Annotated in this window: 23 protein-coding genes; 13 read left to right on the top strand and 10 right to left on the bottom strand. The window is 67.0% G+C overall.

All coding sequences use genetic code 11. The annotated features are described in order from the left end of the window. Positions 1-23: 23 nt before the first annotated feature. Positions 24-1,970: a sensor domain-containing diguanylate cyclase gene (locus BLQ74_RS05745; protein WP_090261581.1), complete on the bottom strand. Its 1,947-nt coding sequence runs from the start codon at positions 1,968-1,970 to the stop codon at positions 24-26. A gap of 381 nt (positions 1,971-2,351) precedes the next feature. Between BLQ74_RS05745 and trxB the strand changes: the two genes are divergently transcribed. Further along, on the top strand, positions 2,352-3,299 hold the full coding sequence (gene trxB, locus BLQ74_RS05740; protein ID WP_090261580.1) for a thioredoxin-disulfide reductase: 948 nt from the start codon (positions 2,352-2,354) through the stop codon (positions 3,297-3,299). 68 nt (positions 3,300-3,367) lie between these two features. Here the strand turns inward: trxB and BLQ74_RS05735 are convergent, their stop codons facing one another. The 5 genes from BLQ74_RS05735 to folM form a co-directional block, all read right to left on the bottom strand. Next, a complete protein-coding gene (locus BLQ74_RS05735; protein WP_090261579.1) occupies positions 3,368-3,706 on the bottom strand; it encodes a HopJ type III effector protein in 339 nt (112 codons plus the stop codon). A 13-nt stretch (positions 3,707-3,719) separates the two neighbouring features. After that, the gene (locus tag BLQ74_RS05730; protein ID WP_090261578.1) at positions 3,720-4,043 is read right to left on the bottom strand and encodes a DUF1244 domain-containing protein; all 324 of its coding nucleotides are present in this window, start codon (positions 4,041-4,043) and stop codon (positions 3,720-3,722) included. A gap of 125 nt (positions 4,044-4,168) precedes the next feature. Continuing rightward, positions 4,169-4,540, bottom strand: a complete 372-nt coding sequence (folX, locus tag BLQ74_RS05725) for a dihydroneopterin triphosphate 2'-epimerase (protein WP_090261577.1) — start codon at positions 4,538-4,540, stop codon at positions 4,169-4,171. Position 4,541: 1 nt separating this feature from the next. Further along, positions 4,542-5,102, bottom strand: coding sequence for a GTP cyclohydrolase I FolE (gene folE / locus BLQ74_RS05720; protein WP_090261576.1), 561 nt, complete (start codon positions 5,100-5,102; stop codon positions 4,542-4,544). Positions 5,103-5,130: 28 nt separating this feature from the next. Beyond that, a complete protein-coding gene (folM, locus tag BLQ74_RS05715; protein ID WP_090261575.1) occupies positions 5,131-5,841 on the bottom strand; it encodes a dihydromonapterin reductase in 711 nt (236 codons plus the stop codon). A gap of 294 nt (positions 5,842-6,135) precedes the next feature. Between folM and BLQ74_RS05710 the strand changes: the two genes are divergently transcribed. Then, the gene (locus BLQ74_RS05710) at positions 6,136-6,588 is read left to right on the top strand and encodes a flavodoxin (RefSeq protein ID WP_090261574.1); all 453 of its coding nucleotides are present in this window, start codon (positions 6,136-6,138) and stop codon (positions 6,586-6,588) included. Between the two features lie 5 nt (positions 6,589-6,593). Continuing rightward, a complete protein-coding gene (locus BLQ74_RS05705) occupies positions 6,594-7,061 on the top strand; it encodes a cupin domain-containing protein (RefSeq protein WP_090261573.1) in 468 nt (155 codons plus the stop codon). 132 nt (positions 7,062-7,193) lie between these two features. Here the strand turns inward: BLQ74_RS05705 and BLQ74_RS05700 are convergent, their stop codons facing one another. After that, complete coding sequence (locus BLQ74_RS05700) at positions 7,194-8,105, bottom strand: LysR family transcriptional regulator (RefSeq protein WP_090261572.1); 912 nt, start codon at positions 8,103-8,105, stop codon at positions 7,194-7,196. A gap of 54 nt (positions 8,106-8,159) precedes the next feature. On the opposite strand from BLQ74_RS05700, the gene BLQ74_RS05695 reads away from it, so the two are divergent. From BLQ74_RS05695 to BLQ74_RS05665, 7 genes are all read left to right on the top strand, one after another. Next, complete coding sequence (locus BLQ74_RS05695) at positions 8,160-8,579, top strand: CidA/LrgA family protein (RefSeq protein WP_170842769.1); 420 nt, start codon at positions 8,160-8,162, stop codon at positions 8,577-8,579. Beyond that, positions 8,566-9,252 (top strand): LrgB family protein, encoded by a 687-nt coding sequence (locus BLQ74_RS05690; RefSeq protein WP_090261570.1) that lies wholly within the window; start codon positions 8,566-8,568, stop codon positions 9,250-9,252. Before BLQ74_RS05695 ends, BLQ74_RS05690 begins: the two co-directional genes overlap by 14 nt. A 153-nt stretch (positions 9,253-9,405) precedes the next feature. Further along, positions 9,406-10,188: a class II aldolase/adducin family protein gene (locus BLQ74_RS05685; protein ID WP_090261569.1), complete on the top strand. Its 783-nt coding sequence runs from the start codon at positions 9,406-9,408 to the stop codon at positions 10,186-10,188. Then, entirely contained in the window at positions 10,188-11,105 is a 918-nt protein-coding gene (locus tag BLQ74_RS05680) for an alpha/beta fold hydrolase (protein ID WP_090261568.1), read from the top strand. The genes BLQ74_RS05685 and BLQ74_RS05680 overlap by 1 nt, the downstream gene beginning before the upstream one ends. Positions 11,106-11,163: 58 nt before the next feature. Then, the gene (locus BLQ74_RS05675; RefSeq protein WP_090261567.1) at positions 11,164-11,457 is read left to right on the top strand and encodes a hypothetical protein; all 294 of its coding nucleotides are present in this window, start codon (positions 11,164-11,166) and stop codon (positions 11,455-11,457) included. A 112-nt stretch (positions 11,458-11,569) separates the two neighbouring features. Beyond that, on the top strand, positions 11,570-12,481 hold the full coding sequence (locus BLQ74_RS05670) for an SDR family oxidoreductase (protein WP_090261566.1): 912 nt from the start codon (positions 11,570-11,572) through the stop codon (positions 12,479-12,481). A gap of 92 nt (positions 12,482-12,573) precedes the next feature. Continuing rightward, positions 12,574-13,341, top strand: coding sequence for a crotonase/enoyl-CoA hydratase family protein (locus BLQ74_RS05665; protein ID WP_090261565.1), 768 nt, complete (start codon positions 12,574-12,576; stop codon positions 13,339-13,341). 76 nt (positions 13,342-13,417) lie between these two features. Here BLQ74_RS05665 and BLQ74_RS05660 read toward each other — a convergent pair whose 3' ends face one another. The 3 genes from BLQ74_RS05660 to BLQ74_RS05650 form a co-directional block, all read right to left on the bottom strand. After that, positions 13,418-13,765, bottom strand: coding sequence for a cupin domain-containing protein (locus BLQ74_RS05660; RefSeq protein WP_090261564.1), 348 nt, complete (start codon positions 13,763-13,765; stop codon positions 13,418-13,420). A gap of 46 nt (positions 13,766-13,811) precedes the next feature. After that, complete coding sequence (locus BLQ74_RS05655; RefSeq protein ID WP_090261563.1) at positions 13,812-15,233, bottom strand: NAD(P)/FAD-dependent oxidoreductase; 1,422 nt, start codon at positions 15,231-15,233, stop codon at positions 13,812-13,814. Between the two features lie 100 nt (positions 15,234-15,333). Next, entirely contained in the window at positions 15,334-16,143 is an 810-nt protein-coding gene (locus BLQ74_RS05650) for an AraC family transcriptional regulator (protein ID WP_090261562.1), read from the bottom strand. Positions 16,144-16,373: 230 nt separating this feature from the next. On the opposite strand from BLQ74_RS05650, the gene BLQ74_RS05645 reads away from it, so the two are divergent. The 3 genes from BLQ74_RS05645 to BLQ74_RS05635 all read left to right on the top strand — a co-directional run bounded on the left by BLQ74_RS05645 (position 16,374) and on the right by BLQ74_RS05635 (position 22,204). Then, positions 16,374-18,131, top strand: a complete 1,758-nt coding sequence (locus tag BLQ74_RS05645; RefSeq protein ID WP_090261561.1) for a DUF1302 domain-containing protein — start codon at positions 16,374-16,376, stop codon at positions 18,129-18,131. Positions 18,132-18,153: 22 nt separating this feature from the next. Beyond that, positions 18,154-19,524 carry a DUF1329 domain-containing protein gene (locus BLQ74_RS05640; protein ID WP_090261560.1) on the top strand — a complete coding sequence of 457 codons (1,371 nt, stop codon included), beginning with the start codon at positions 18,154-18,156 and terminating at the stop codon, positions 19,522-19,524. A 160-nt stretch (positions 19,525-19,684) separates the two neighbouring features. After that, positions 19,685-22,204 carry a LuxR C-terminal-related transcriptional regulator gene (locus BLQ74_RS05635; protein ID WP_090261559.1) on the top strand — a complete coding sequence of 840 codons (2,520 nt, stop codon included), beginning with the start codon at positions 19,685-19,687 and terminating at the stop codon, positions 22,202-22,204. Positions 22,205-22,206 lie beyond the last annotated feature (2 nt).

Below are 22,206 nucleotides of genomic sequence, written 5' to 3'. Positions count from 1 at the left end.
CGTCTGTTTGGCCGCTCGCGGGGCTATTGCCCGGCGCGATGGCGCTGGTAGCGGTTGCGTTGGCCCTTGGCCTGGTACATGGCGCTGTCGGCGGCCTGGATCAGCCCGTCGGCGTCGCTGGCGTCCTGTGGATACACGGCGATGCCGATGCTGGCCGAGAGGAAGTCCAGGTGCTGTCCTTCCACCTGGTAGTCGGCGTTGAGGCTGTGCAGCAGGCGCTTGGCGAGGTTCTCCGCGAGTTGCCCATCGGCGTCGTCGAGTATCACCGCGAACTCGTCGCCGCCCAGGCGGAAGGCCATGTCCGGTTGCCGCAGATTGCCGCGCAGGCGTTCGCCGACCTGCTTGAGCAGGGCATCGCCGACGGCATGGCCGAAGCGGTCGTTGACCGGCTTGAAGTGGTCCAGGTCGATGTACAGCAGGGCCGCGCCCACGCCGCCCTGGGCGCGTTGCAGGGCCAGTGGCAGTTCCTCGTTGAAGGCCTTGCGGTTGCCGAGGCCGGTCAGGGCGTCGCGGTAGGCCATTTCCAGCAGCCGGTTCTGGTAGGCGACCTGCAGGCTGATGTCGCGGAGGATGCCACGCAGCCCGGCGATCCGCCCGTTGGCATCGAACATCGGCGAGACCCGGGTTTCGACATTGATGCGCTGGCCGTCGCGGCGGCGGAAGGGCGCGGCGAAGGTGGTTTCCTGTTCGCCAGCGCGCACCCGTTCATAGAGGTCGCGGGCGCGATCGGCGTCCGGCAGGTCGAGCAGTTGCCGGTAGGATTGGCCCAGCACCTCGTCGTTGCTGTAGCCGAGCATGCGGCAGAAGGCGCTGTTCACCCGCAGCACGATGCCGTCGTCGTCCAGCTCGAAATAGCCGTCGCGGATGCTCTCCAGTATCGCCTGGTCGCGTGCTTCGCTCTGCTCCAGGCGAGTGAGCATCCGATTGACTTCGCCGGCCAACTGGCCGATTTCGTCCGCGCCGAGGTCGCTCAGGCGCGACAGCCGCGAGGCGCTGCCGATGCCGGCGACTTCCTGATTGAGGCGCCGTACGCGGCGGATGATCCAGATTTCCAGCGCCAGGTAGGCCAGCAGCAGGGCGACGAAGGTGATCAGCAGGGTCATGCCGAGGAACAGCCGGGTGGCTTCCTGGCCCTGCTGGAAGGCTCGGCGCGTCTGGCTGATCTCGAAGCGGAACTGCGGCTCGCCGGTGGAACTCAGGTAGAGCAGGGTGGCCTGCTGCGTGTCGGCGTCCGCCACGCGCCGTGGGCTGAGCAGCGAACCGCCGTCGCGGCCGGGGATGTTCAGCGGCCGCCAGCCTTCCCCGGCCGCCGTTCCCGGCAGCACCTGCAGGCGCGAGTCCATCTGTTCCTGGAGGTACTGCAGGTGGCGCTGGTCGAGCAGGTAGCCAGCGATGATGGCGCCGACCGGCTCGGCCAGCCCGGTGTTGTCACTGATGGGATGGCTGAGCAGCAGCAGCGGCGCGCCATCCACCAGCAGCCACTGCGACAGGCTGTGGCCGGGGTCGCCCTGGAAGTCTGTCGCGCCCAGTTCGATGGCTTTCTTCAGCACGTCGCTTTGCAGGCGCGGCAACGCCGGCAGGGAACCGCCGGCCGGCACCAGATGCTCCAGGCGCTGGGTATCCCAGCGTTGGGCGATGACCTTGGCGTGGCTGTCGAGGTAGATGACGAAGTCGAAGTCGAGGTTGCCGAGCATGTCGATGTCGAGGTTTTCCTCGACATAGGTCTTCGTCGGCCGCGACACGAAGCGGTAGCTGGCATCCCACCAGGCGTAGCTGCGGACGATATCCAGATGGCGCTTTTTTTCGAAGTTGAGGCGATTGCCGAGGATGCGCACTTCGTCGTAGAGGTGCTGACGGTCGTCGCGGTCGAAGCGCTCGAGCAGGATCTGCTCGGATAGCAACCAGATGCCCACCAGACTGGTGGCGAGCAACGGCAGGAACATCCACAGCAGTCGGGTTCGTAGCGTCATTCCAGGAATGCAGGTCGGTGGAAGGCTCCCTGAGTCTAGCTGGCTCGCCGCCGAGCGGTGTGCATAGCCGCTCTCTATCGTGGGAATTGAGAATCGGCATTTCTGTGGCCAGCCTGCCCGGCCTTACCCTGCGCGGCATGTTTTGCTTCGCGAGGGTGGGGCGGTCTGCCGACGATTCGGAGTGAGCCTGACTTATCTCAATGTGTATTGGGAATCTTCTGTCAGACTTCAGGCCGTGGGTCACTCCACGTCAGCGCCGGTTCGCTCCTGTCGGTCGCTGCACTCCTCGCGAAACTGCGTTTGCCGGGAGCTGCCGCTCCTCCCAACCTTCCCCCTGGTACTTGGCAGCTCCCTTTTCTCTTTCTCGCTGAGGAATCCGTCATGTCTGAAGTCCGTCATGCCCGCGTGATCATCCTGGGTTCCGGCCCCGCCGGTTACTCGGCCGCCGTCTATGCCGCCCGCGCCAATCTCAAGCCGTTGCTGATCACCGGGATGCAGGCCGGCGGGCAACTGACGACCACTACCGAGGTGGATAACTGGCCGGGCGATGCCCATGGCCTCACCGGACCGGCGCTGATGCAGCGCATGCAGGCGCATGCCGAACGCTTCGAGACCGAGATCGTCTTCGATCACATCAACGCGGTCGATCTGACCGGCAAGCCCCTGGTCCTCAAGGGCGACAGCGCGACCTACAGCTGCGACGCGCTGATCATCGCCACCGGCGCCAGCGCGCGTTACCTGGGCCTGGCATCGGAAGAGCGTTTCATGGGCAAGGGCGTTTCCGCCTGTGCTACCTGCGACGGCTTCTTCTATCGCAACCGCGAGGTGGCGGTGGTCGGTGGCGGCAATACCGCGGTGGAAGAGGCGCTGTACCTGGCCAACATCGCCAGCAAGGTGACCCTGGTGCATCGCCGCGAGACGTTCCGCGCCGAGAAGATCCTCCAGGACAAGCTGCAAGCGCGGGTCGCCGAGGGCAAGATCGTGCTCAAGCTCAATGCCCAGGTGGACGAGGTGCTGGGGGACGACATGGGCGTCACCGGTGTGCGTCTGCGCAACGGCGACGGCAGCGTCGAGGAACTGAAGGTGGATGGCCTGTTCGTCGCCATCGGCCATACCCCAAACACCGCGCTGTTCGAGGGGCAACTGCAACTGAAGGACGGCTACCTGGTGGTCAACGGCGGCCGCGACGGCAATGCCACGGCGACCAATATCCCCGGCGTGTTCGCCGCTGGCGACGTTGCCGATCACGTCTACCGCCAGGCCATCACCTCTGCCGGCGCCGGCTGCATGGCGGCGCTGGACGTCGAGCGTTACCTGGATTCCCTGTAACGGCTCCGAGTGCCGGCGTGCAATGAAAAAGCCCCGCGATCGCGGGGCTTTTTCCTGTCTGCTGGGCGTCAGCCGCGCCGCGACAGTGGCTGCCGCTCGAAGCGCACGCCGGCCAGGCCGGTGGCCTGCAGGGCGCGGATGTTGGCGTGGTCGGTGCCCTCGGGGTTATCGCGCACCGCGCGGTAGTGCTCGCCGAAGGCCAGCAGGGTTTCTTCCAGGCTGAGGCCTTCGAGAATGGCGAAGCCCAGGGTCTTGCACGAACCCTCGTTCTGCCCGGCGGGGTTTTCCACCGTGCCGTTGCTGAAGGCGCTGGGGCTGTAGCTGTAGTGCTCGGCGATGAACGCCAGGGTATCGGTGAACAGGTGTTGCTCGCTGCGCAGGCGCGCGCGGAAATCGGTGAGGGTCATCAAGGCGGACTCGTCAGTGCTTCTTCGCGTTGTCGAAGGCGGCCTGCTGCTGCGGCGTCGCCTCCTTCTGGTACTTGGCCTTCCATTCGGCGTAAGGCATGCCGTAGATCTCTTCGCGGGCCTGCTCGGCGCTGAGCGCCAGGCCCATGTCGTCGGCCGCCGCCTTGTACCACTTGGACAGGCAGTTGCGGCAGAAACCGGCCAGGTTCATCAGGTCGATGTTCTGCACGTCCTTGCGCGTGCGCAGGTGCTGGACCAGCGTGCGGAAAGCGGCGGCTTCCAGTTCGGTGCGTTGTTCTTGGCTGAGGTCGATCGTGTCGGTGGCGGGCTTGGTCATCGCAGGGGCTCTCGGTTAGCGCGTCGTCGCGGGGCGTCGGGGCATTTCGGGGCTGCGCAGATGATAAGAGTCGGGTGCCGCGCCAGCAACGCCCTCGGGCCGAAAGGCGGAGGGCGTTGGTCGGCTCAGCGCTGTCCGGCGAGGGAGATCGACACCGACTCGGCGAAGCGCAGGGCGTGCGGCTTGTCGACTTCCACCTCGGCGTAGTGCACCGCCGGGTTGGACATCACCAGGTCGAGGATTTCCTGGGTCAGGCGTTCGAGCAGGGCGAAGCGGTTGCCCTCGACGTGGGCGAGGATAGCCTTGGTGATGGTGCGGTAGTTCAGGGCGTGCTCGATGTCGTTGACCTGCACCGCATCCTGCGCGGGGTAGAGGATGGTCAGGTTGATCAGCACGTCCTGCTTGTTGAGGATTTCCTCCTCCTTGATGCCGATGAAGGTGCGCACGCGCAGATCCTTGACCCGGATGCGCGCCATGCCCGGCTCGAGTCGCGTCATTTCACTTGCTCCGTCCGATCAGTTGCAGAAATTCCTGGCGGGTGTTGGTGGACGTGCGGAAGGCGCCAAGCATCACCGAGGTGTTCATCAGCGAGTTCTGCTTCTCCACCCCGCGCATCATCATGCACATGTGCTTGGCCTCGATCACCACCGCCACGCCGGCAGCGCCGGTAACCCGCTCGATGGCTTCGGCGATCTCGCGGGTCAGGTTCTCCTGGATCTGCAGGCGCCGCGCGTACATGTCGACGATGCGCGCCACCTTGGACAGTCCCAGTACCTTGCCGGTGGGAATGTACGCCACATGGGCCTTGCCGATGAAGGGCAACAGGTGGTGTTCGCACAACGAATACAGCTCGATGTCGCGGACGATCACCATTTCGTCGTTGTCGGAGGCGAAGAGCGCGCCGTTGACGATCTCTTCCAGGGTCAGTTCATAGCCGTGGCACAGGTAGCGCATGGCCTTGGCGGCGCGCTTGGGGGTGTCGAGCAGCCCCTCGCGGGCGGGGTTCTCGCCCAGGCCGAGGAGAATCTCGCGGTAGTGGCTGGACAGTGGTTCGTTCATGAATGCTTCCTCGCGCCCCGGCGGGCGGTCATTTGAGATGCCGGCCGCCGTTGACGGTCAAGGTAGTGCCGGTGACATAGGGGTTGTCCAGCAGGTAGCGGATGCCCTGGTAGATGACGTCCGGTCCGGGCTCGATGCCCAGGGCGGACTTCGCCAGGGTGCGCGCGCGGTAGTCGGCATCGTCCTCGGCGTTGAACATGACCAGCGCCGGAGCGATGGTGTTGACCTTGATCGCCGGGGCGAAGCGCGCGGCGAAGGACAGCGTCAGGTTGTCCAGCCCGGCCTTGCTGGCGCTGTAGGCGATGCGCCTGGCGCTGCCCTTGCGCGCGACGTCGTCGCTGATGTGGATGATGTCGGCGGGCTGCGAGCGCTCCAGCAGCGGCGCGCAGTGCAGGTTGATCAGGTAGGGCGCGAGCATGTGCACGCTGAACAGTTGGCGGAACGCCTCGGCTTCGTGGCCGGGCGCTTCGCTGATCCAGTCGGAGGCGTTGTGGATGATCGCGCGCAGGCTGTCGGTGTGGTCTTTCACCTGCTCGATGAAGGTGAGGATGCCGGCTTCGTCGGCGAAGTCCGCCGGCAGGCAAATCGCACCGCGTTCACGCAATGTCGCCAGGCCCTCGCGCTCGCGACGGTAGCTGACGATCAACGGCTGGCCGGCGTCCAGCAGGCACAGGGCGCAGTGCAGGCCGACACGCTGGCTGGCGCCAGTGATGAGAATCGGGGCGTTGCTCGAACCCATGCTGATCTCGCGAAGTGGGCGGTGAGGGGAAAAGACCCAGTAATGTGCTGGGGTAAAACTTATACCAGTCCATCGTTTTGTACAAATCATTTTGCCGCCCGGTGCCTGCCTTTATACGGCAACCTCTTGAAGCGTGGGTCTTTTCCGTTGTTCTGGTGGAATCCTGCAATTCTATTTGTGTACGAATTTTTGTTTTTGTATAGATTTTTGCGGGCTTGTACAGGGGCGTCGATGCCGCGTCAGCATCGCCTTGCGGCATAATGACGGGCCTTGTCGTGTGAACTGGGAGTCACCATGAAAGTCGCCATTCTGTCCGGATCGGTCTACGGCACAGCCGAAGAAGTCGCGCGCCATGCCAAGCGCCTGCTGGAGGCCGCCGGCCTGGAGACCTGGTACGAGCCGCGCGCCACCCTGGAGGCGCTCTGCGCGGCGGCGCCGGAAGCCTTCCTGGTGGTGACGTCGACCACTGGCCTCGGTGAACTGCCGGATAATTTCCAGCCGCTCTACTACGCCATCCGCGACCGCCTGCCGAACTGGCGTGGCCTGCCCGGCGCGGTGATCGGCCTGGGCGATTCCAGCTATGGCGACACCTACTGCGGCGGTGGCGAGCAGGTCCGTGAGTTGTACGCCGAACTGGGCCTGCGCGAGGTGCTGCCGATGCTGCGCCTGGATGCCAGCGAAACGGTGACGCCGGAAACCGATGCCGAACCCTGGATCGCCGACTTCATCGCGGCGCTGAAAGGCTGACACCGATGCATCCGCGCGCCCGCTACCTGATCGACAGCCTGGGGCTGGCCGAGCACCCGGAAGGCGGCTTCTACCGCCGCCTCTTCACCTCGCGCCAGTGCGACGCGGCGGGCCGAGCGCAGTCGTCGGCGATCCTCTTCCTGCTGCCCGCTGGCACGGTGAGTCGCTGGCACCGGGTCGATGCCGATGAACTCTGGCATTACCACGAAGGCGGCCCGCTGGAACTGCTGATCGCCGAAAGCCCCGCCACGCTGCGCCGGGAGCTTCTTGGCCCGGTGGGCGAGGGCAGCCTGCCGCAGCGCGCCGTGCCGGCCCGGGCCTGGCAGGCGGCGCGTTGCCTGGGCGACTACGCGCTGGTCGGCTGCACGGTGTCGCCGGCCTTCGAGTTCGCCGGCTTCCAGTTGCTCGCTGACGATGAACAGACGCAACGCGACTGGCCGCAACTGGCGGCGGACTACCCCGAACTGGTTTGACGCCGTGTGGCTTGCCAGGTAGCGCGCCACGCCCCGACGCTACGGCGGTGTGGGTTCGGAGGTTAGCGTTGAGCGAAGCGCTGCCCATCGCCTTGGCGGCCAGGCCAGCGCGTGGCTATCGCACAGCGCGCTTCAGCCTTCCTGCGCTTTTTCGGACTCGGCGGCACGCAGTGGGTTCTCCTTGAGCAGCTCCAGCCAGGCCCTGGCCGCGTGGGACAGGTAGGCGTCACGGCGCCAGATGAAGCAGATGTCCCAGCGCAGGTCCGGTTCGCTGAGCAGCACCCGCACCACGCCGGGCCGCTCGATCTCGCGGGCCACCGCGCGGGGCAGCAGCACCACGCCCTGGCCGGCGGCGACCAGCGCGCCGAGGAAGTCGGCCTGGCCGCTGCGACCGCCTTCGCGCGGCTCGAAGCCGGCTTCGTGGCAGGCGCGCAGCAGGCGGTCGTTGAGGGTGAAACTCTGCTGATAGAGCAGGAACGGCGTATCGGCCAGTTCGCGCAGGGCGATGCTCGGGCGTTCGGCCAGTGGATGGTCGGCCGGCAGCAGGGCATCCAGGGGTTCGTTACAGAATTCCTGCCAGTCGAAGAGTGTGTCGCTCGGCGTCAGGCAGCCGGCCAGCTCCAGCTCGCCGGCGCGCACCGCCTGTTCCAGGGTCTTGCTGCCGCCTTCCAGCAGGCGCACCTGGATCTGCGGGTAGCGCTTGCGGTATTCGGCGAAGCGCCAGGCGAACAGGGGATCGGCGCCGAGCAGCGGCAGGCCCAGGCGCAGTTCGCCGCGTTTCATCTGGCTCAGTTCGTCGAGTTCGGTGAGCAGTTCGCGGCGCAGGCGCAGCATGTCCTCGGCGCGGCGCAGCACCACGCTACCGGCGGCGGTCGGGCGGATGTGCGACCCGCTGCGCTCCAGCAACTGGACCTGCAGGCTCTGCTCCAGTTGGGCGACCTGCTTGCTCACCGCTGACTGGCTGGCATGGAGGATGGCTGCGGCCTGGGTGAAGCTGCCCTGGCGCACCACTTCGACGAAGCTGCGCAACTGACGGAATTCCATTCTGGAATGACTCCGATTCGAACAATTCGTTTTGGCGATACTAGCCCTGGTCTTATGCTGAGCGCCATCGAAAACCCCGTTCTTGCAGGTCTCCCCATGTTCCGCCGCGCCTCGCGTCTGTGCTTCGAGCTCGCCATCCTCATCGGCTTCTGGTGGTTCGGCGGCTGGCTGGCCCAGGCCTGCGGACTGCCGCTGCCCGGCGGGGTGATCGGCCTGGCGTTGCTGCTGGCGCTGTTCGCCAGTGGCGCGATCCGCCCGGCGTTGCTGCAGGGCGGCGCCGGCCTGCTGCTGGCGGAGATGCTGCTGTTTTTCATCCCGGCGCTGATGAGCCTGCTGGACTACGGCGCCTTGCTGCGCAGCCAAGGCTGGAAGATTCTCCTGGTGATCATGTGCAGCACCTTGCTGGTGATGCTGGTCACCGCGCTCTCGGTGGAGTGGATGTATCGCTGGAGGTCGCGCCATGAGCCTCGATAGACACGCCCTGTTCTGGCTGGCGCTGACCCTGGCCGGCTATCTGTTCAGCCGCCTGCTCTACCGCCGTGTGCGCTGGTACGGTTTTTCGCCGATCGTCTTCGTCCCGCTGCTGCTGTTCGCCGTGGCCATCCCGCTGCATGCGCACTATGCCGACTACGCCCGCGATACGCGTTGGCTGGTGACCCTGCTGGGCCCGGCGACCGTGGCCTTCGCGATACCGATCTGGCAGCAGCGCGGCCTGCTCGCGCGCCACTGGCCGGCGTTGCTGGTGGGCATGTGCGCCGGTTCCGCGGTGGCCATCGGCAGCTCCTGGGCCCTGGCCCGCGCCCTGGCTCTGGACGGCCCGGTGGCGCTGTCGCTGGTGCCGCGCTCGATCACCACGCCGTTCGCCATGGAAATGTCCCACGACCTCGGCGGCGTGCCGGAGCTGACGGCGGCTTTCGTGATGATCACCGGGGTCTTCGGCGCCCTGGCCGGCGGTGTGCTGATGAAGCTGCTGCACCTGCGTTCCAGCCTGGCCCGTGGTGCGCTGCTCGGCGTCGGCGCCCACGGTGCGGGGACCAGCCGCGCCTACGAATTCGGCGGCGAAGAAGGCTCGGCGGCCGGCCTGCTGATGGTCCTCACCGGGCTGTTCAACCTGCTCCTGGCGCCGCTGCTGGCGCTCTGCCTGTAGCGGCGCAGGCTACGGAGAACCTGCGCTGCGCCGGCATCGCCGCGCGAATCCCCCATCATTCATGCGGCGAGACTGTCATGCCGGCGACAGTCCCGCCCGCCACGCCTGACTAGACTGCCCTCGTCGAATAACAACAACCGATGAGGAACCGTCATGCACGCTGTCACTCCCCAGCCCGCCGCCAGCCTTCGCGACCAGGTCTCCGCCGCCGAGTGGCAGACCCGCGTCGATCTCGCCGCCTGCTACCGGCTGATCGCCCTGCATGGCTGGGACGATCTGATCTTCACCCACATCTCGGCCAAGGTTCCGGGCACCGAAGACTTCCTCATCAACCCCTACGGCATGATGTTCCACGAGATCACCGCGTCCAGCCTGGTGAAGATCGATCTGGCCGGCAACAAGCTGATGGACAGCGCCTATGACATCAACCCGGCCGGTTACACCATCCACAGCGCCATCCACGAGGTGCGCCATGACGTGGCCTGCGTGCTGCACACGCACACACCGGCCGGGATCGCGGTGTCGGCACAGACGCAGGGCCTGCTGCCGATTTCCCAGCAATCGCTGTTCGTCCTCTCCGGCCTGGCCTACCACGCCTACGAGGGCGTGGCGCTGAACCACGAGGAGAAGGCCCGGCTGCAGGCCGACCTCGGCGAAAACGGCTTCATGATTCTGCCCAACCACGGGCTGCTGACCTGCGCGGCGACCATCGCCGACACCTTCCTGATGATGTTCACCCTGCAGCGCGCCTGCGAAATCCAGGTGCTGGCCCAGGGCGGCGGCGCCGAACTGATCATGATCCCGTCGCAGATTCTCGCCGGGGCCAAGGCCATGGCCGCCGGCGTCACCCGCAACAAGCAGGGCCTGGGCGGGCAACTGGCCTGGCCGGCGCTGCTGCGCACGCTGGATCAGCGGAACCCGGGATACGCCGTCTGATGGCCTTGCCGGGGATTTCCCTGGGCGAGTGGCGCGCCCAGGGCAACGATCTGGATTTCAATGGCCACGCGATTCGCTACTGGGACGCCGGCAAAGGCGAGCCGCTGTTGCTGATCCACGGTTTTCCCACCGCCGCCTGGGACTGGCATTACCTGTGGTGGCCGCTGGCCGCGCGCTACCGGGTGATCGCCTGCGACATGCTCGGTTTCGGCGATTCGGCCAAGCCGCGCGGGCACGCCTACCGCATCCTCGAACAGGCCGATCTGCAGCAGGCGCTGCTGGCTCGCCTGGAGATTCGCGAGCCGTTGCACCTGCTGGTCCACGACTACGGCAACAGCGTCGCCCAGGAACTGCTGGCGCGGCATCGCGAAGGGCGCATTCGCCTGGCGTCCTGCGTGTTCCTCAATGGCGGGCTGTTTCCGGAGACCCATCGCCCGGTGCTATCGCAGAAGCTTCTGCTCAGTCCGCTGGGCGCGCTGTTCGGGCGCCTGTTCAACCGCGCCCGGCTGGCGGCCAATTTCGCCAAGGTGTTCGGCCCTCGCACGCAACCGAGCGCCGAGGAGCTGGATGCCTTCTGGAGCCTGATCGCCCGGCACGACGGGCCGGCGGTGATGCACCGGCTGATCCATTACATCCGCGACCGCCGCGAGCACCGCGAACGCTGGGTCGGCGCCATGCAGCACAGCGGTGTGCCGCTGCGCCTGATCGACGGTCCGCTGGACCCGATTTCCGGGGCGCACATGGTGCAGCGCTATCGCGAGCTGATCGCCGATGCCGACACCGTGCTGCTCGATGGCATCGGCCACTATCCACAGTGCGAGGCGCCGGAGCAGGTACTGGCGCATTACCTGGCGTTCCGTGCGCGGCTGGACGGGACAGTTTCGGGGGCATCTGCCGACGCTATCAGAAATGCCTGACGGATAAGCCGAGGGGAGCAGGCTAGGGTGGCGCATCTCCTGTCTTCGAGGCTTTGCCATGTCCTTGCATCCCATCCTTCCCGAGCGCCGTCCGCAGGGGTCCTGGCTGTTCCGCCTGCTGCTGCGCGGGCGCCCGCTGTTCCTCCTGGCCGGTCCGCTGCTCGGCATGGCCCTGTTCGGCCTGGGCTGCCTGGGTCTCTATCAGGCCTGGCTGACGGAGGCGCCGCTGTACGGCGTGGGCGCCGTGCTGGCGTGGCTCGGTGCCGGATCGGTGGCGGTGCTTTGCTCGGAGTACGACTGGTGGTTGTTCAAGCTGGGCCCCAGCGACAGCCTGGAGTGGCCGCTGGAGTAGGCATCATCCCCTGACCTTATCGGGCACCATTCAGCCTCGGCGGTCTTGGTTGTGACCGCCACCCGGCTGATCGACACTCCGCGAATACTTACCTGCCACGGAGTCTCCAAGCATGAGTGATGCCCTGCGTTTCGACGACAAGGTCGTGATCGTTACCGGTGCCGGCGGCGGCCTCGGCCGTGCCCACGCCCTGCTGTTCGCCAAGCATGGCGCCAAGGTGGTGGTGAACGACCTCGGTGGCAGCACCCACGGCGAAGGCGCCAATGCCTCGGCCGCCGACCGCGTGGTGGCGGAAATCCGCGAAGCCGGCGGCACCGCCGTAGCCAACCATGACTCGGTGACCGACGGCGACAAGATCGTGCGCACCGCGGTGGAGGCCTTCGGGCGCGTCGATGTGCTGGTCAACAACGCCGGCATCCTGCGCGACAAGACCTTCCACAAGATGGAAGACGCCGACTGGGACCTGGTCTACAAGGTCCACGTCGAAGGCGCCTACAAGGTGACCCGCGCCGCCTGGCCGCTGATGCGCGAGCAGGGCTTCGGACGGGTGATCTTCACCTCGTCCACCTCCGGCATCTACGGCAACTTCGGCCAGAGCAACTACGGCATGGCCAAGCTCGGCCTCTACGGTCTGACCCGCACCCTGGCCATCGAAGGGCTCAAGAGCGGCATCCTGGTCAACGCCATCGCGCCCACCGGCGGCACCCGCATGACCGAAGGGCTGATCCCGCCGCAGGTGTTCGAGCAGCTCAAGCCCGAGCTGGTCAGCCCGTTGGTGGTCTACCTGGGCAGCGCGGCCTGCCAGGACACCGCCGGCCTCTATGAAGTCGGCGGCGGCTGGATGGGCAAGGTGCGCTGGGAGCGCAGCCTGGGTTGCGGTTTCGATCCGCGCGCCGGGTTCGATGTCGAGGACGTGGCCGCGCACTGGCAGCAGATCAGCAGTTTCGAGGGCGCCGCGCACCCGGCGGACAACCTCGAAGCGCTGCGCGAAATGATGGCCAACCTGCAGAAATACGTGGGCTGATCCCCGCGGCGGAATGCAGTAAGGTGAAAGGCCGGCTCCGATGCCGGCCTTTTTCATTTCCGCCGCGGCGGCGCGCCGCGAGGAGATCCGCCGTGAGTGTGATCGTCGACAAGACTGGCCCGGTAACCACCCTGATCATCGATCGTCCAGCCGCGCGCAATGCGGTCGATCGCCCCACCGCCGATGCCCTGGTCGAGGCCCTGCGCGCCTTCGAGGCCGACGAGCAGGCGCGGGTCGCGGTGCTCACCGGCGCCGGCGGCACCTTCTGCGCCGGCGCCGACCTGACCGCGCTGGCCGAGGGCGCCGAGCGGCGCAACCGCCTGGAGACGGAAGGCGATGCGCCCATGGGGCCGAGCCGCATGCAGTTGAGCAAACCCTTGATCGCCGCCATCGAGGGCTACGCCGTGGCCGGTGGCCTGGAACTGGCGTTGCTCGCCGATTTGCGGGTGATGGCCGAGGATGCCGTCTGCGGCGTGTTCTGCCGCCGCTTCGGCGTGCCGCTGATCGACGGCGGCACCGTGCGCCTGCCGCGTATCGTCGGCCAGGGCCGGGCGCTGGATCTGATCCTCACCGGCCGTGCGGTGTCCGCCGCCGAAGCCCTGGCCATGGGCCTGGCCAACCGCGTGGTGGCGACGGGCGACGCGCGCGCCGCCGCCGAGGCGCTGGCGCGGGACATCGCCGGCTTTCCGCAGCATTGCATGCTGGCCGACCGCGCCAGCGTCTACGCGCAATGGGAACTGTCCTTCGACGTGGCCCTGGCCAATGAATTCCAGGGTGGCATGGCGGTGATCGACAGTGGCGAAACCCAGGCCGGGGCCGAGCGCTTCGCCGGGGGCGAGGGGCGCCACGGCAAGTTCTGAGTGAGCGCCTGCGCCGACAAGCGGGCCCTGCCAGCGATGCGCGTGCAGGGCGGGCTTGTGCGGGGGAGGCGCGGCGTCAGCCGCGCTGGATGATCACGTAGGTTTTGCGCACGGTTTCCTGGATGTCCCACACGCCCAGGCTGTTTTCCGGCAGCAGGAAGGCGTCGCCAGCCTGGAACGCGATCGGCTCGCCGCCATCCGGCGTGAAGCTGCCGCGACCGGCGATGAAGTGGCAGAACTCCTGCTCGACGATCTGCCGGCGCCAGCGTCCGGGGCTGCACTCCCAGATACCGGTTTCGACCTGGTCGGGGCGTTCCAGCGCGTCGACGCGGGTCTGCGAGACCGGCTCGCCGAGCGGAACGGCGACCGGGCTGGCTTCGCCGAGAGGGGCATGGGCGGTGTTCTTCAGGTGGGTGATCTGCATCGGGACTCCGGGTGGGTTCGGGGAGGTTGGCGGAGAGGCCGGCCGTTCAGCCGACCTTCCAGGTCATCAGGCTTTCCATGCCGGCGGCGAGCTTCTCCGCCAGGCGCCGGCGCCAGGCCGGGCTGTGGGGGTTGGCCAGCACCTCGTCCTCGAAGACGAAGCTGCGGATGATCGCGTTGTAGCCCAGCCAGCGGCAGGGCTCGGGCTCCCAGGCGCGCAGGCTGTCCTGCATACTGCGCTCGTGGATCACCCAGGGCTGGCGGGTTTCCAGGCTGTCGCGGCCGAGGATGAGGTCGGCCAGGGTGCGTCCGCCGAGGTTGGTCGCGCCGACCCCTTCGCCGCCGTAGCCGCCGGAAAGGGCGATGCCGTTGCGGCGGTCGATCAGCATGTGTGGGTGGAAGCGCCGCGACATGCCCAGATTGCCGCCCCAGGTGTGGCTGATGCGCACGTCCTTGAGTTGCGGGAACAGCTCGCCGAACAGGTAGCGGCGCAGGCCGACCTCGGCGTCGGTGAGGCTGAAGTCGCTGCGCAGCTTGCCGCCGAAGCGATAGCCGCCGCGCGCGCCGAAGGCCAGGCGGTTGTCCAGGGTGCGCTGGCCGTAGGTGACCTGGCGGCTGTTCTCGCTGAAGGCCTGGCCGCGCTCCAGGCCGATCTCGGCCCAGACCGCTTCGTCCAGCGGCTCGGTGGCCACCAGCATGCTCTGCACCGGTAGCTGGAAGTTGCCCAGGGGCGGCAGGGCGGCGGCGTAGCCCTCCACCGCCGGCACTACCCAGGACGCCTTGAGTTCGCCCCGGTCGGTGCGCAGCACGCCGGGCTGCCAGCCGCTCACGCGGCTCTTCTCGAACAGTTGCACGCCGAGGCGCTCGACCGCGCGGGCCAGGCCACGGGCCAGCTTGGCCGGCTGGATGGTCGCGCAGTGCGGGGTATGGATGGCGCCCAGCGGGCCGGCGATGCGCAGTTGCTGGTTCAGTTCGGCGGCGGACAGCCAGCGGTAGTCCTCCTCGCCCAGGCCCAGGCGACGCAGTTCGCCCAGGTGTTCGCGCAGGCGGCGCTCCTGTTCCGGGTAGCGCGCCGCGCAATACAGCACGCCGCCCTTGCGGTAGTCGCAGTCGATGCCTTCCTGCCGCAGCACGCGGCCGACTTCGTCGGGGATGCCGTGCAGCAGGTCCCAGGTTTCGCGCCGCTGCGCCTCGGGCAGGGCGCCGACCAGGCGATCCTCGCCGAGCAGGTTGCCCATCAGCCAGCCGCCGTTGCGCCCGGAGGCACCGAAACCGGCGGTCTCGGCTTCGACGATGGCGATCTTCAGGTGCGGTGCGCGGGTCTTCAGGTAATAGGCGGTCCACAGCCCGGTGTAGCCGGCGCCGGCGATGGCCACGTCGACTTCCAGCGTGCCTTCCAGGGCCGGACGCGGAATGAAGTCGTCATCCAGTTGATTCATCCACAGACTGATATGGCGCCATGCCGACATAGACGACTCCGAGAAGGGCTGAGCGGGGAATGCAGGCAAGCCTAGAAGCGCGCGCGCTTGCTGTCGTGCGCGCGGGTACGCGGAGAAAAGTCCGTGGCGCTCAGCCCTGGGTGTCGAGCTGGCGCAGGTATTCGCGCGGCGACAGGCCGGTGTGCTGACGGAAGCAGCGGTAGAAGGCCGAGAGCGAGTTGAAGCCGGCGGAGAAGGCCAGTTCGTCGATGCGCGTGGACAGCGCCGGACGCAGTTGCGCCATCAGGTGCTGCAGGCGCTTCTGGTTGACGTACTGGTAGAAGGTCAGCCCCATCACCTGATTGAGCAGGTAGGAAATCTGGTTGCGGGTGTAGCCGGTGGCGCTGGCCACCTGGGACAGGTCGAGGTCCGGGGCGAGGTAGGGCTGGGCCTTGTGGAAGTACTCTTCGAGGTCGTTGGCGAGCTGGCTCAACTGGCGCGGCGAGAGGCCCAGGCGACTGGCCGGCGGGCGCGGGTCGCCGGCGCTGCGCTGTTCGTCCGCGTGGCTGTCGCGGACCAGGATGGCGTACTCGTTGATCCGCCAGATCAGCCCGTCGCGCACGCAGATGGCTTCGCTGGAGTGGAACACCGCCAGGCGGCCGCTGAGGGTGATGGCGGTGCGGTACTGGAGGAAGGCGGTATCGCCGTCGACGCGGATGCGATCGATATGGTCGAGGAACTCGTCCGGGCGGCTCGGCATGGTCTGGCTGACGTAGTCGCGCAACTCGCCCAGGCGCATGCAGCGGTTCTGGAAGAAGTCGTTGTATTCGACCTCGGGGTGATAGAGCGCCAGCGCCGCGTCGAGATCGCGGCGCTTCCAGCTGTTGTGGTAGCGCAGGACCACCGCGCGGGTGATCTCCGTCAGTTGGCTGTCCGCCGGGGTAGGGATTGGGGGCTGCATGGGTGGCACAGTCTGCCGCAGACGCGGCGCCAGCGATAGAGGTGTCGGCGATGCATTATCCAGGTATTGGATGGCGTACTATGCTCACCGCCAATATGGCCAGGGAATGCCCGTGCTAGAGGGGGTATTCACTCTTTTGGATGAAGGGTGAAATACCACCTTGGTGCGCTTGGTGGGCAGGCCCCTGGCTGAGTAGCGTGTATCCACCTAGACACCGTCAGGAGTGCCGAATGACAAGAAAAACAAGGCGCGCGATCTTCAAGCCTCAATTGCTGGCCGCTGCTGTTGCCCTGGGATGCGCCGCCCAGGCTCAGGCCGTTTCGTTCAACGTCGGGGAGATCGAGGGGCAATTCGATTCGTCGCTATCGGTGGGGGCCAGTTGGGGACTGCGCGACGCCGATTCCAAATACGTCGGGACCCGCAATGGAGGCACGGCTTCGTCGCAGACCTCCGATGACGGCCGGCTGAACTTCAAGAAGGGCGAGACCTTCTCGAAAATCTTCAAGGGTATCCATGACCTGGAGCTGAAGTACGGCGACAGCGGCGTGTTCGTCCGCGGCAAGTACTGGTACGACTTCGAGCTGAAGGACGAGCACCGCCAGCTCTACGACATCAGCGACGATGGCCGCGATCAGGCCGCCAGGTCGTCCGGCGCCGAGCTGCTCGACGCCTTCGTCTATCACAAGTACAGCGTTGCCGACCTGCCGGGCACCGTGCGCCTGGGCAAGCAGGTGGTGAGCTGGGGCGAGAGCACCTTCATCCAGAACTCGATCAACAGCATCAACCCGGTCGACGTGGCCGCGTTCCGCCGTCCGGGCGCCGAGATCAAGGAAGGCCTGATCCCGGTCAGCATGCTCTACATGTCTCAGGGCCTGACCGACAGCCTCACCGCCGAGGGCTTCTACCAGCTCGACTGGGAGAAGACCGTGCTGGACAACTGCGGCACCTTCTTCTCGACCACCGACGTCGCGGCCAACGGCTGTAACAAGCTGGCCTACGCCGGTAGCGACTTCGACCCGAACCCGGCGCATGGCTACCGCTACCTGCCGCGCTCCGGCGACAAGGACCCGCGCGACAGTGGCCAGTGGGGCCTGGCCCTGCGCTGGTACGCATCACAGCTGAACGACACCGAGTTCGGCGCCTACATGATGAACTACCACAGCCGCAACCCGATCTTCAGCACCATCGCCGGCAAGGGCCTGGCCACCGCCAACGCCAACACCGGCGCGGCCACCGCGCAGTACTTCATCGAGTACCCGGAGGACATTCGCCTCTACGGCCTGAGCTTCCAGACCAACCTCGGCAGCACCTCGGTGGCCGGTGAAGTGAGCTACCGGCCGAACATGCCGCTGCAGCTCAACAGCACCGACCTCACCGTCGCCGCGCTCTACCCGACCACGCTGTTCGGCAACCCGATCTACACCAGCGGCCAGGCCAGCCCGGTGGCGGGCGACGTCATCCATGGCTACGTCCGCAAGCCGGTCACCCAGGCGCAGATGACCGTCACCCAGTTCTTCGACCAGGTCCTCGCGGCCGAGCGTCTGACCGTGGTGGGCGAGGTCGGCTACAACCACATCAGTGGCATCGACGACAGCGACCTGCGCTACGGCCGCGACTCGATCTACGGCATGGGCAAACTGCCCAGCAACTCGCTGTGCACCGGGCTGCTGAACGCCGCCAATCCCAGCGAGTGCAACAACAACGGCTTCTACACCAGCAACTCCTGGGGCTATCGCGTACGCGGCATCCTCGATTATCCGAACGTGATCGCCGGCATCAACTTCAAGCCCAACGTGGCCTGGTCCCACGACGTCCAGGGCTACGGCCCGAACTTCAGCGAAGGCGCCAAGGCGGTCAGCGTCGGTGTGGACGCCGATTATCAGAACACCTACACCGCCAGCCTCAGCTATACCGATTTCTTCGGTGGCGATTACAACCCGGTCAACGATCGTGATTTCATCGCCCTGAGCTTTGGCGTGAACTTCTGATCGGTCATTGAAGGAAGGAAACATGAGAACGAAACGAATTCTGCAGTGTGGCGCCCTGGCTCTCAGCCTGCTCTCCTGCGCGGTGATGGCGGCGGTATCGGCGGATGAGGCGGCCAAGCTGGGCAATACGCTCACCCCCGTTGGCGCGCAGAAAGAAGGCAATGCCGATGGCAGCATCCCGGCCTGGACCGGTGGCATCGACAAGAGTGCCGGCAGCGAGGACGCGCGTGGCTTCCTCAGCGATCCGTTCGCCGCTGAAAAGCCGCTGTTCGTGATCACTGCGCAGAACGTCGACAAGTACAAGGACAAACTGTCCGAAGGCCAGGTGGCGATGTTCAAGCGCTACCCGGACACCTACAAGATCCCGGTCTACAAGACCCATCGCACCTTCTCGCTGCCGCCGGAGATCTACGCCGCGGCCAAGGCCAGCGCGCTCAACGTGCAGCCGATCAACGACGGCAACGGCCTGGCCAATTTCGAGAAGAGCCGCTACTACGCCTTCCCGATTCCGAAGAACGGCGTCGAGGTGCTGTGGAACCACATCACCCGTTACCGTGGCGGCAACCTGGCGCGCACCGTGGTCCAGGTCACCCCGCAGACCAACGGCAGCTACACGCCGATCCGCTTCGAGGAAACGGTCGCCTTCCCGCAGAGCATGAGCGATGTGGACAGCAGCAAGACCGGCAACATCCTCCTGTACTTCAAGCAGGAGGTCACCGCGCCGGCGCGCCTGGCCGGTAACGTACTGCTGGTCCACGAGACCCTCGACCAGGTCAAGGAACCGCGCCTGGCGTGGATCTACAACGCCGGCCAGCGCCGCGTGCGCCGTGCGCCGCAGGTGGCCTACGATGGTCCGGGCACCGCGGCCGACGGCCTGCGTACCTCGGACAACTTCGACATGTTCTCCGGTGCGCCTGATCGTTACGATTGGAAACTGGTCGGCAAGAAGGAGATGTACATCCCCTACAACAGCTACAAGCTGGCCCTGCCGACCGAGAAGTACGACGACATCGTCAAGGCCGGACACCTCAACCAGGACCTGACCCGCTACGAATTGCACCGCGTGTGGGAAGTGGTCGGCACCGTCAAGCCCAGCGAGCGGCACATCTACGCCAAGCGCCACATGTACATCGACGAGGACAGTTGGCAGATCGCCGAGGTCGACCACTACGACGGTCGCGGCCAGCTCTGGCGCGTCGCCGAGGGGCATTACATGTTCAACTACGCGCACCAGGCTGGCGGCTACGTGCCGGAAGTCCTGTATGACGTGATCGCCGGCCGCTACCTGGCTCTGGGCCTGTTCAACGAAGAGAAGAGCGGCTATCGCTTCGGCGCCAAGGCAACCATGGCCGACTTCACCCCGGCCGCCCTGCGCAACGAAGGCGTTCGCTGATCCTGCCGGCCGGCGGCGCCCGCAACGGGCGTCGCCGGTCGTGTACGGAATCGCACACGGACTGTGTCCTATAGCGTGACATGCGTCCGGTTGATAATGCTTTTCCCGGAGCGCTCGCCTGCCTAGGCTCAAGGGTCAGGATCGGTCGAGACGCCTGCCCATGTTCACCTCCGCCAGAAGCCTGTCCTTTCTGCCTCGCTTACCCCCCCAACACGTGCCGCGCCCGCGCCTGCGCGATGCCTTGCTGCGCGATGACCATCGCCTGCGCCTGTTGCTGGCCCCGCTGGGCAGCGGCAAGACCGTGCTCATGGGTGAATGCGCGCGCGTCGCTCCCGCCGGTACCGCGGTGGTCTGGCTGGCGCTCGGCGGCCGGGCGCTGACCGGCGAGGCGCTGTGCCGGCGTCTGGCCGAGGCCCTGGGCCTGGCGCATAGCGACGAAGCCAGCCTGCATGCGCACCTGCGCGATATCCAGCAGCCGCTGTGGATCATGCTCGATGACTACCCGCGGGAGCCCGACAGCGGGCTGGATGCCAGCCTCGACCGGCTGTTGGCGCTCGCCTCGCCGCAGGTCGGCTGGTGGCTGGCCAGTCGCCGGCGGCCGGCGTGCAACCTGGCGCGCCTGCTGCTGGAGGGCGAATTGCTCGAACTGGATGCCGCCGCCCTCGGCATGGATGCGCAGGAACTGGGCGAGTTGCTCGAACGGGCCGGTCGGCACTGGTCCGCGGAGTTGCAGCATGCCTTGCTGGAACACACGGGCGGCTGGTGCGCCGGGGTGCGCCTGCGCCTGCTCGGCTTGCCCATCGAAAGCGACCCGCCGTTGCCGGCGCAGCTCGCCGAGGCTGGCCGTGCGCTGTTGCAGGAGTACCTGCAGCGGGAGGTACTCGACGAATTGCCCGAACCGCTGGCCGATGTCCTCTGCGGCCTGGCCCGGCTCAACCGCTGCTGCGCGGCGCTGGCCGGCTACCTGTTCGAGGACGCGCCGGGGGCGCTGAGCGAGTTGCTGGCCCGTGGCGCCTGTTTCCAGGCGGAAGAGGGCGCCAGCGGATGGTATCGAGTCACCCCGATGCTCGCCGCGCAGTTGGCCGAGATGGGCCGGACCCCGGCCAGCAGCCTGCATCGGCGTGCCTGCCAGTGGTACAGCCAGGCCGGCGACATGCATGCCGCCTTCGAGCATTCCCTGCGCGCCGAGCAGCCCGATGTCGCCGCCAGCCTGTTGCAGCGACTGACCGAGGAGCAACTGTTGCAGGGCCACAGCGTCGAGCGTGTGCTGCGCTTGCGCGAGGAGCTGCCCGCGGACCTGCTGCACAGCACGCCGCGCCTGCTCATTCTCAACGCCTGGGCGCTGCTCTTCGTCGGCCGCCTGGATGAAGCCGAAGCGCTGCTCGAACACTTCGCGCGCTTCCTGCCAATGCCCAACGAAGCGCGCCAGCGCGCCATGCTCGCGCAATGGCAGGGGCTGGCCGGCATGCTCGCCCATGCCCGTGGCCGTCCCGGCGCCCGCGAGTTGCTACAGGGCGCCCTCGACGAGCTGCCGCAGGAAGCCTGGGCGCAGACCCTGATCTGCCTGTCGGCGCTGAGCCAATTGGCGCTGGCCGACGGTCAGCTGGAAGAGGCGCGGCTGATCAACCGCGAAGCGCTCAAGCTGGCCCGCGAGCAGGGCAGCCGGTTGTTCGAGGCCTACCTGGAGATCGACCGCGCCTATTGGCTCGAGCAGCGTGGCGAGCTGTCGCGTGCCGAGACCCTGCTGCGCCGCGTGCAAGAGTCGTTGCTGGAGCTGCGCCAGGGCGGTTGCGCCATGACCGGCCGGGTGCAATTGCGGCGCGGCTGGCTCTGCCTGCGCCAGGGCCGCGAAGGCGAAGCACGCGCGCTGTTGCAGGCCGGCCTGCGCGAGGCGCGGCGCAGCCTCGACCCCTGCGCCATCTATGGTTACATCGGCCTGGCCATGCTCGATGCGCGCGACGACGACTTCGATAGCGCCTTCAACCGCCTGCTCGACGCGGAACGGCAGATGCAGCTGCGCCATGTCCCCGAAACCCTTTATCGCGGCACCCTGCTGCTCGCCAGCGGCGCCCTGAGCCTGCGCCGTGGGCGCCCGGCGCAGGCGCGGGAAGTGCTCGGGCGGGTGCTCGCGCGCTATCGCTGCGACGGCCTCAGCGCGCCGGCGGCGACCCCCGACCTGGTGTTCCGGGTGGAGTGCCAGCTGGCCCTGGCGGAAAGCTACGATGGCCAGCCCGGCGCGGCCCTGGCCCGGTTGTCCGGGATGCTCCCGGTCCTCGAACAGCAGGGGCGCATGGCGCTGGTCTGCGAAGTCTGGTTGGCGCTGGCCGAGACCTATGCCCTCGCCGGCCAGCCCGAGCAGGCCCAACTGGCGCGCGCCGAAGGGCTCGAACTGGTGCAGCGTTTCGGCCTGGAGGCGGCGCTGCTCGATGCCCGCCAGCGGCAGCCGGAACTGTTCGCCCAGGCCACCGGCCACGAGCTGCCGCCGTTGCTGAGCTTGCGCGAGCTGTCGGTGCTGGAGCTGATCGCCCGCGGCTGTTCCAACCTGGAAATCGGCGAACGCCTGTTCATCTCCCTGCACACGGTGAAGACCCATGCCCGGCGCATCAACGGCAAGCTCGGGGTGGAGCGCCGCACCCAGGCGGTGGCGCGGGCCAAGGAACTCGGCCTGCTCAAGGCCTGAGC

The organism is Pseudomonas panipatensis, from assembly GCF_900099785.1.
Taxonomy (GTDB): domain Bacteria; phylum Pseudomonadota; class Gammaproteobacteria; order Pseudomonadales; family Pseudomonadaceae; genus Pseudomonas; species Pseudomonas panipatensis.
The sequence above is the reverse complement of the archived record's forward strand: the minus strand, read 5'-3'. Positions and strand labels throughout refer to the sequence as shown.

What these genes read in the sequence shown, in the direction of transcription:
- BLQ74_RS05705 (WP_090261573.1), top strand. Translation starts at nt 6,594, where the DNA reads ATGCATCCGCGCGCCCGCTACCTGATCGACAGCCTGGGGCTGGCCGAG.
- BLQ74_RS05745 (WP_090261581.1), bottom strand. Translation starts at nt 1,970, where the DNA reads ATGACGCTACGAACCCGACTGCTGTGGATGTTCCTGCCGTTGCTCGCC.
- BLQ74_RS05655 (WP_090261563.1), bottom strand. Translation starts at nt 15,233, where the DNA reads ATGTCGGCATGGCGCCATATCAGTCTGTGGATGAATCAACTGGATGAC.
- folE (WP_090261576.1), bottom strand. Translation starts at nt 5,102, where the DNA reads ATGAACGAACCACTGTCCAGCCACTACCGCGAGATTCTCCTCGGCCTG.
- folX (WP_090261577.1), bottom strand. Translation starts at nt 4,540, where the DNA reads ATGACGCGACTCGAGCCGGGCATGGCGCGCATCCGGGTCAAGGATCTG.
- BLQ74_RS05640 (WP_090261560.1), top strand. Translation starts at nt 18,154, where the DNA reads ATGAGAACGAAACGAATTCTGCAGTGTGGCGCCCTGGCTCTCAGCCTG.
- BLQ74_RS05670 (WP_090261566.1), top strand. Translation starts at nt 11,570, where the DNA reads ATGAGTGATGCCCTGCGTTTCGACGACAAGGTCGTGATCGTTACCGGT.
- trxB (WP_090261580.1), top strand. Translation starts at nt 2,352, where the DNA reads ATGTCTGAAGTCCGTCATGCCCGCGTGATCATCCTGGGTTCCGGCCCC.
- BLQ74_RS05650 (WP_090261562.1), bottom strand. Translation starts at nt 16,143, where the DNA reads ATGCAGCCCCCAATCCCTACCCCGGCGGACAGCCAACTGACGGAGATC.
- BLQ74_RS05700 (WP_090261572.1), bottom strand. Translation starts at nt 8,105, where the DNA reads ATGGAATTCCGTCAGTTGCGCAGCTTCGTCGAAGTGGTGCGCCAGGGC.
- BLQ74_RS05690 (WP_090261570.1), top strand. Translation starts at nt 8,566, where the DNA reads ATGAGCCTCGATAGACACGCCCTGTTCTGGCTGGCGCTGACCCTGGCC.
- BLQ74_RS05645 (WP_090261561.1), top strand. Translation starts at nt 16,374, where the DNA reads ATGACAAGAAAAACAAGGCGCGCGATCTTCAAGCCTCAATTGCTGGCC.
- folM (WP_090261575.1), bottom strand. Translation starts at nt 5,841, where the DNA reads ATGGGTTCGAGCAACGCCCCGATTCTCATCACTGGCGCCAGCCAGCGT.
- BLQ74_RS05660 (WP_090261564.1), bottom strand. Translation starts at nt 13,765, where the DNA reads ATGCAGATCACCCACCTGAAGAACACCGCCCATGCCCCTCTCGGCGAA.
- BLQ74_RS05685 (WP_090261569.1), top strand. Translation starts at nt 9,406, where the DNA reads ATGCACGCTGTCACTCCCCAGCCCGCCGCCAGCCTTCGCGACCAGGTC.
- BLQ74_RS05675 (WP_090261567.1), top strand. Translation starts at nt 11,164, where the DNA reads ATGTCCTTGCATCCCATCCTTCCCGAGCGCCGTCCGCAGGGGTCCTGG.
- BLQ74_RS05680 (WP_090261568.1), top strand. Translation starts at nt 10,188, where the DNA reads ATGGCCTTGCCGGGGATTTCCCTGGGCGAGTGGCGCGCCCAGGGCAAC.
- BLQ74_RS05735 (WP_090261579.1), bottom strand. Translation starts at nt 3,706, where the DNA reads ATGACCCTCACCGATTTCCGCGCGCGCCTGCGCAGCGAGCAACACCTG.
- BLQ74_RS05695 (WP_170842769.1), top strand. Translation starts at nt 8,160, where the DNA reads ATGCTGAGCGCCATCGAAAACCCCGTTCTTGCAGGTCTCCCCATGTTC.
- BLQ74_RS05635 (WP_090261559.1), top strand. Translation starts at nt 19,685, where the DNA reads ATGTTCACCTCCGCCAGAAGCCTGTCCTTTCTGCCTCGCTTACCCCCC.
- BLQ74_RS05730 (WP_090261578.1), bottom strand. Translation starts at nt 4,043, where the DNA reads ATGACCAAGCCCGCCACCGACACGATCGACCTCAGCCAAGAACAACGC.
- BLQ74_RS05710 (WP_090261574.1), top strand. Translation starts at nt 6,136, where the DNA reads ATGAAAGTCGCCATTCTGTCCGGATCGGTCTACGGCACAGCCGAAGAA.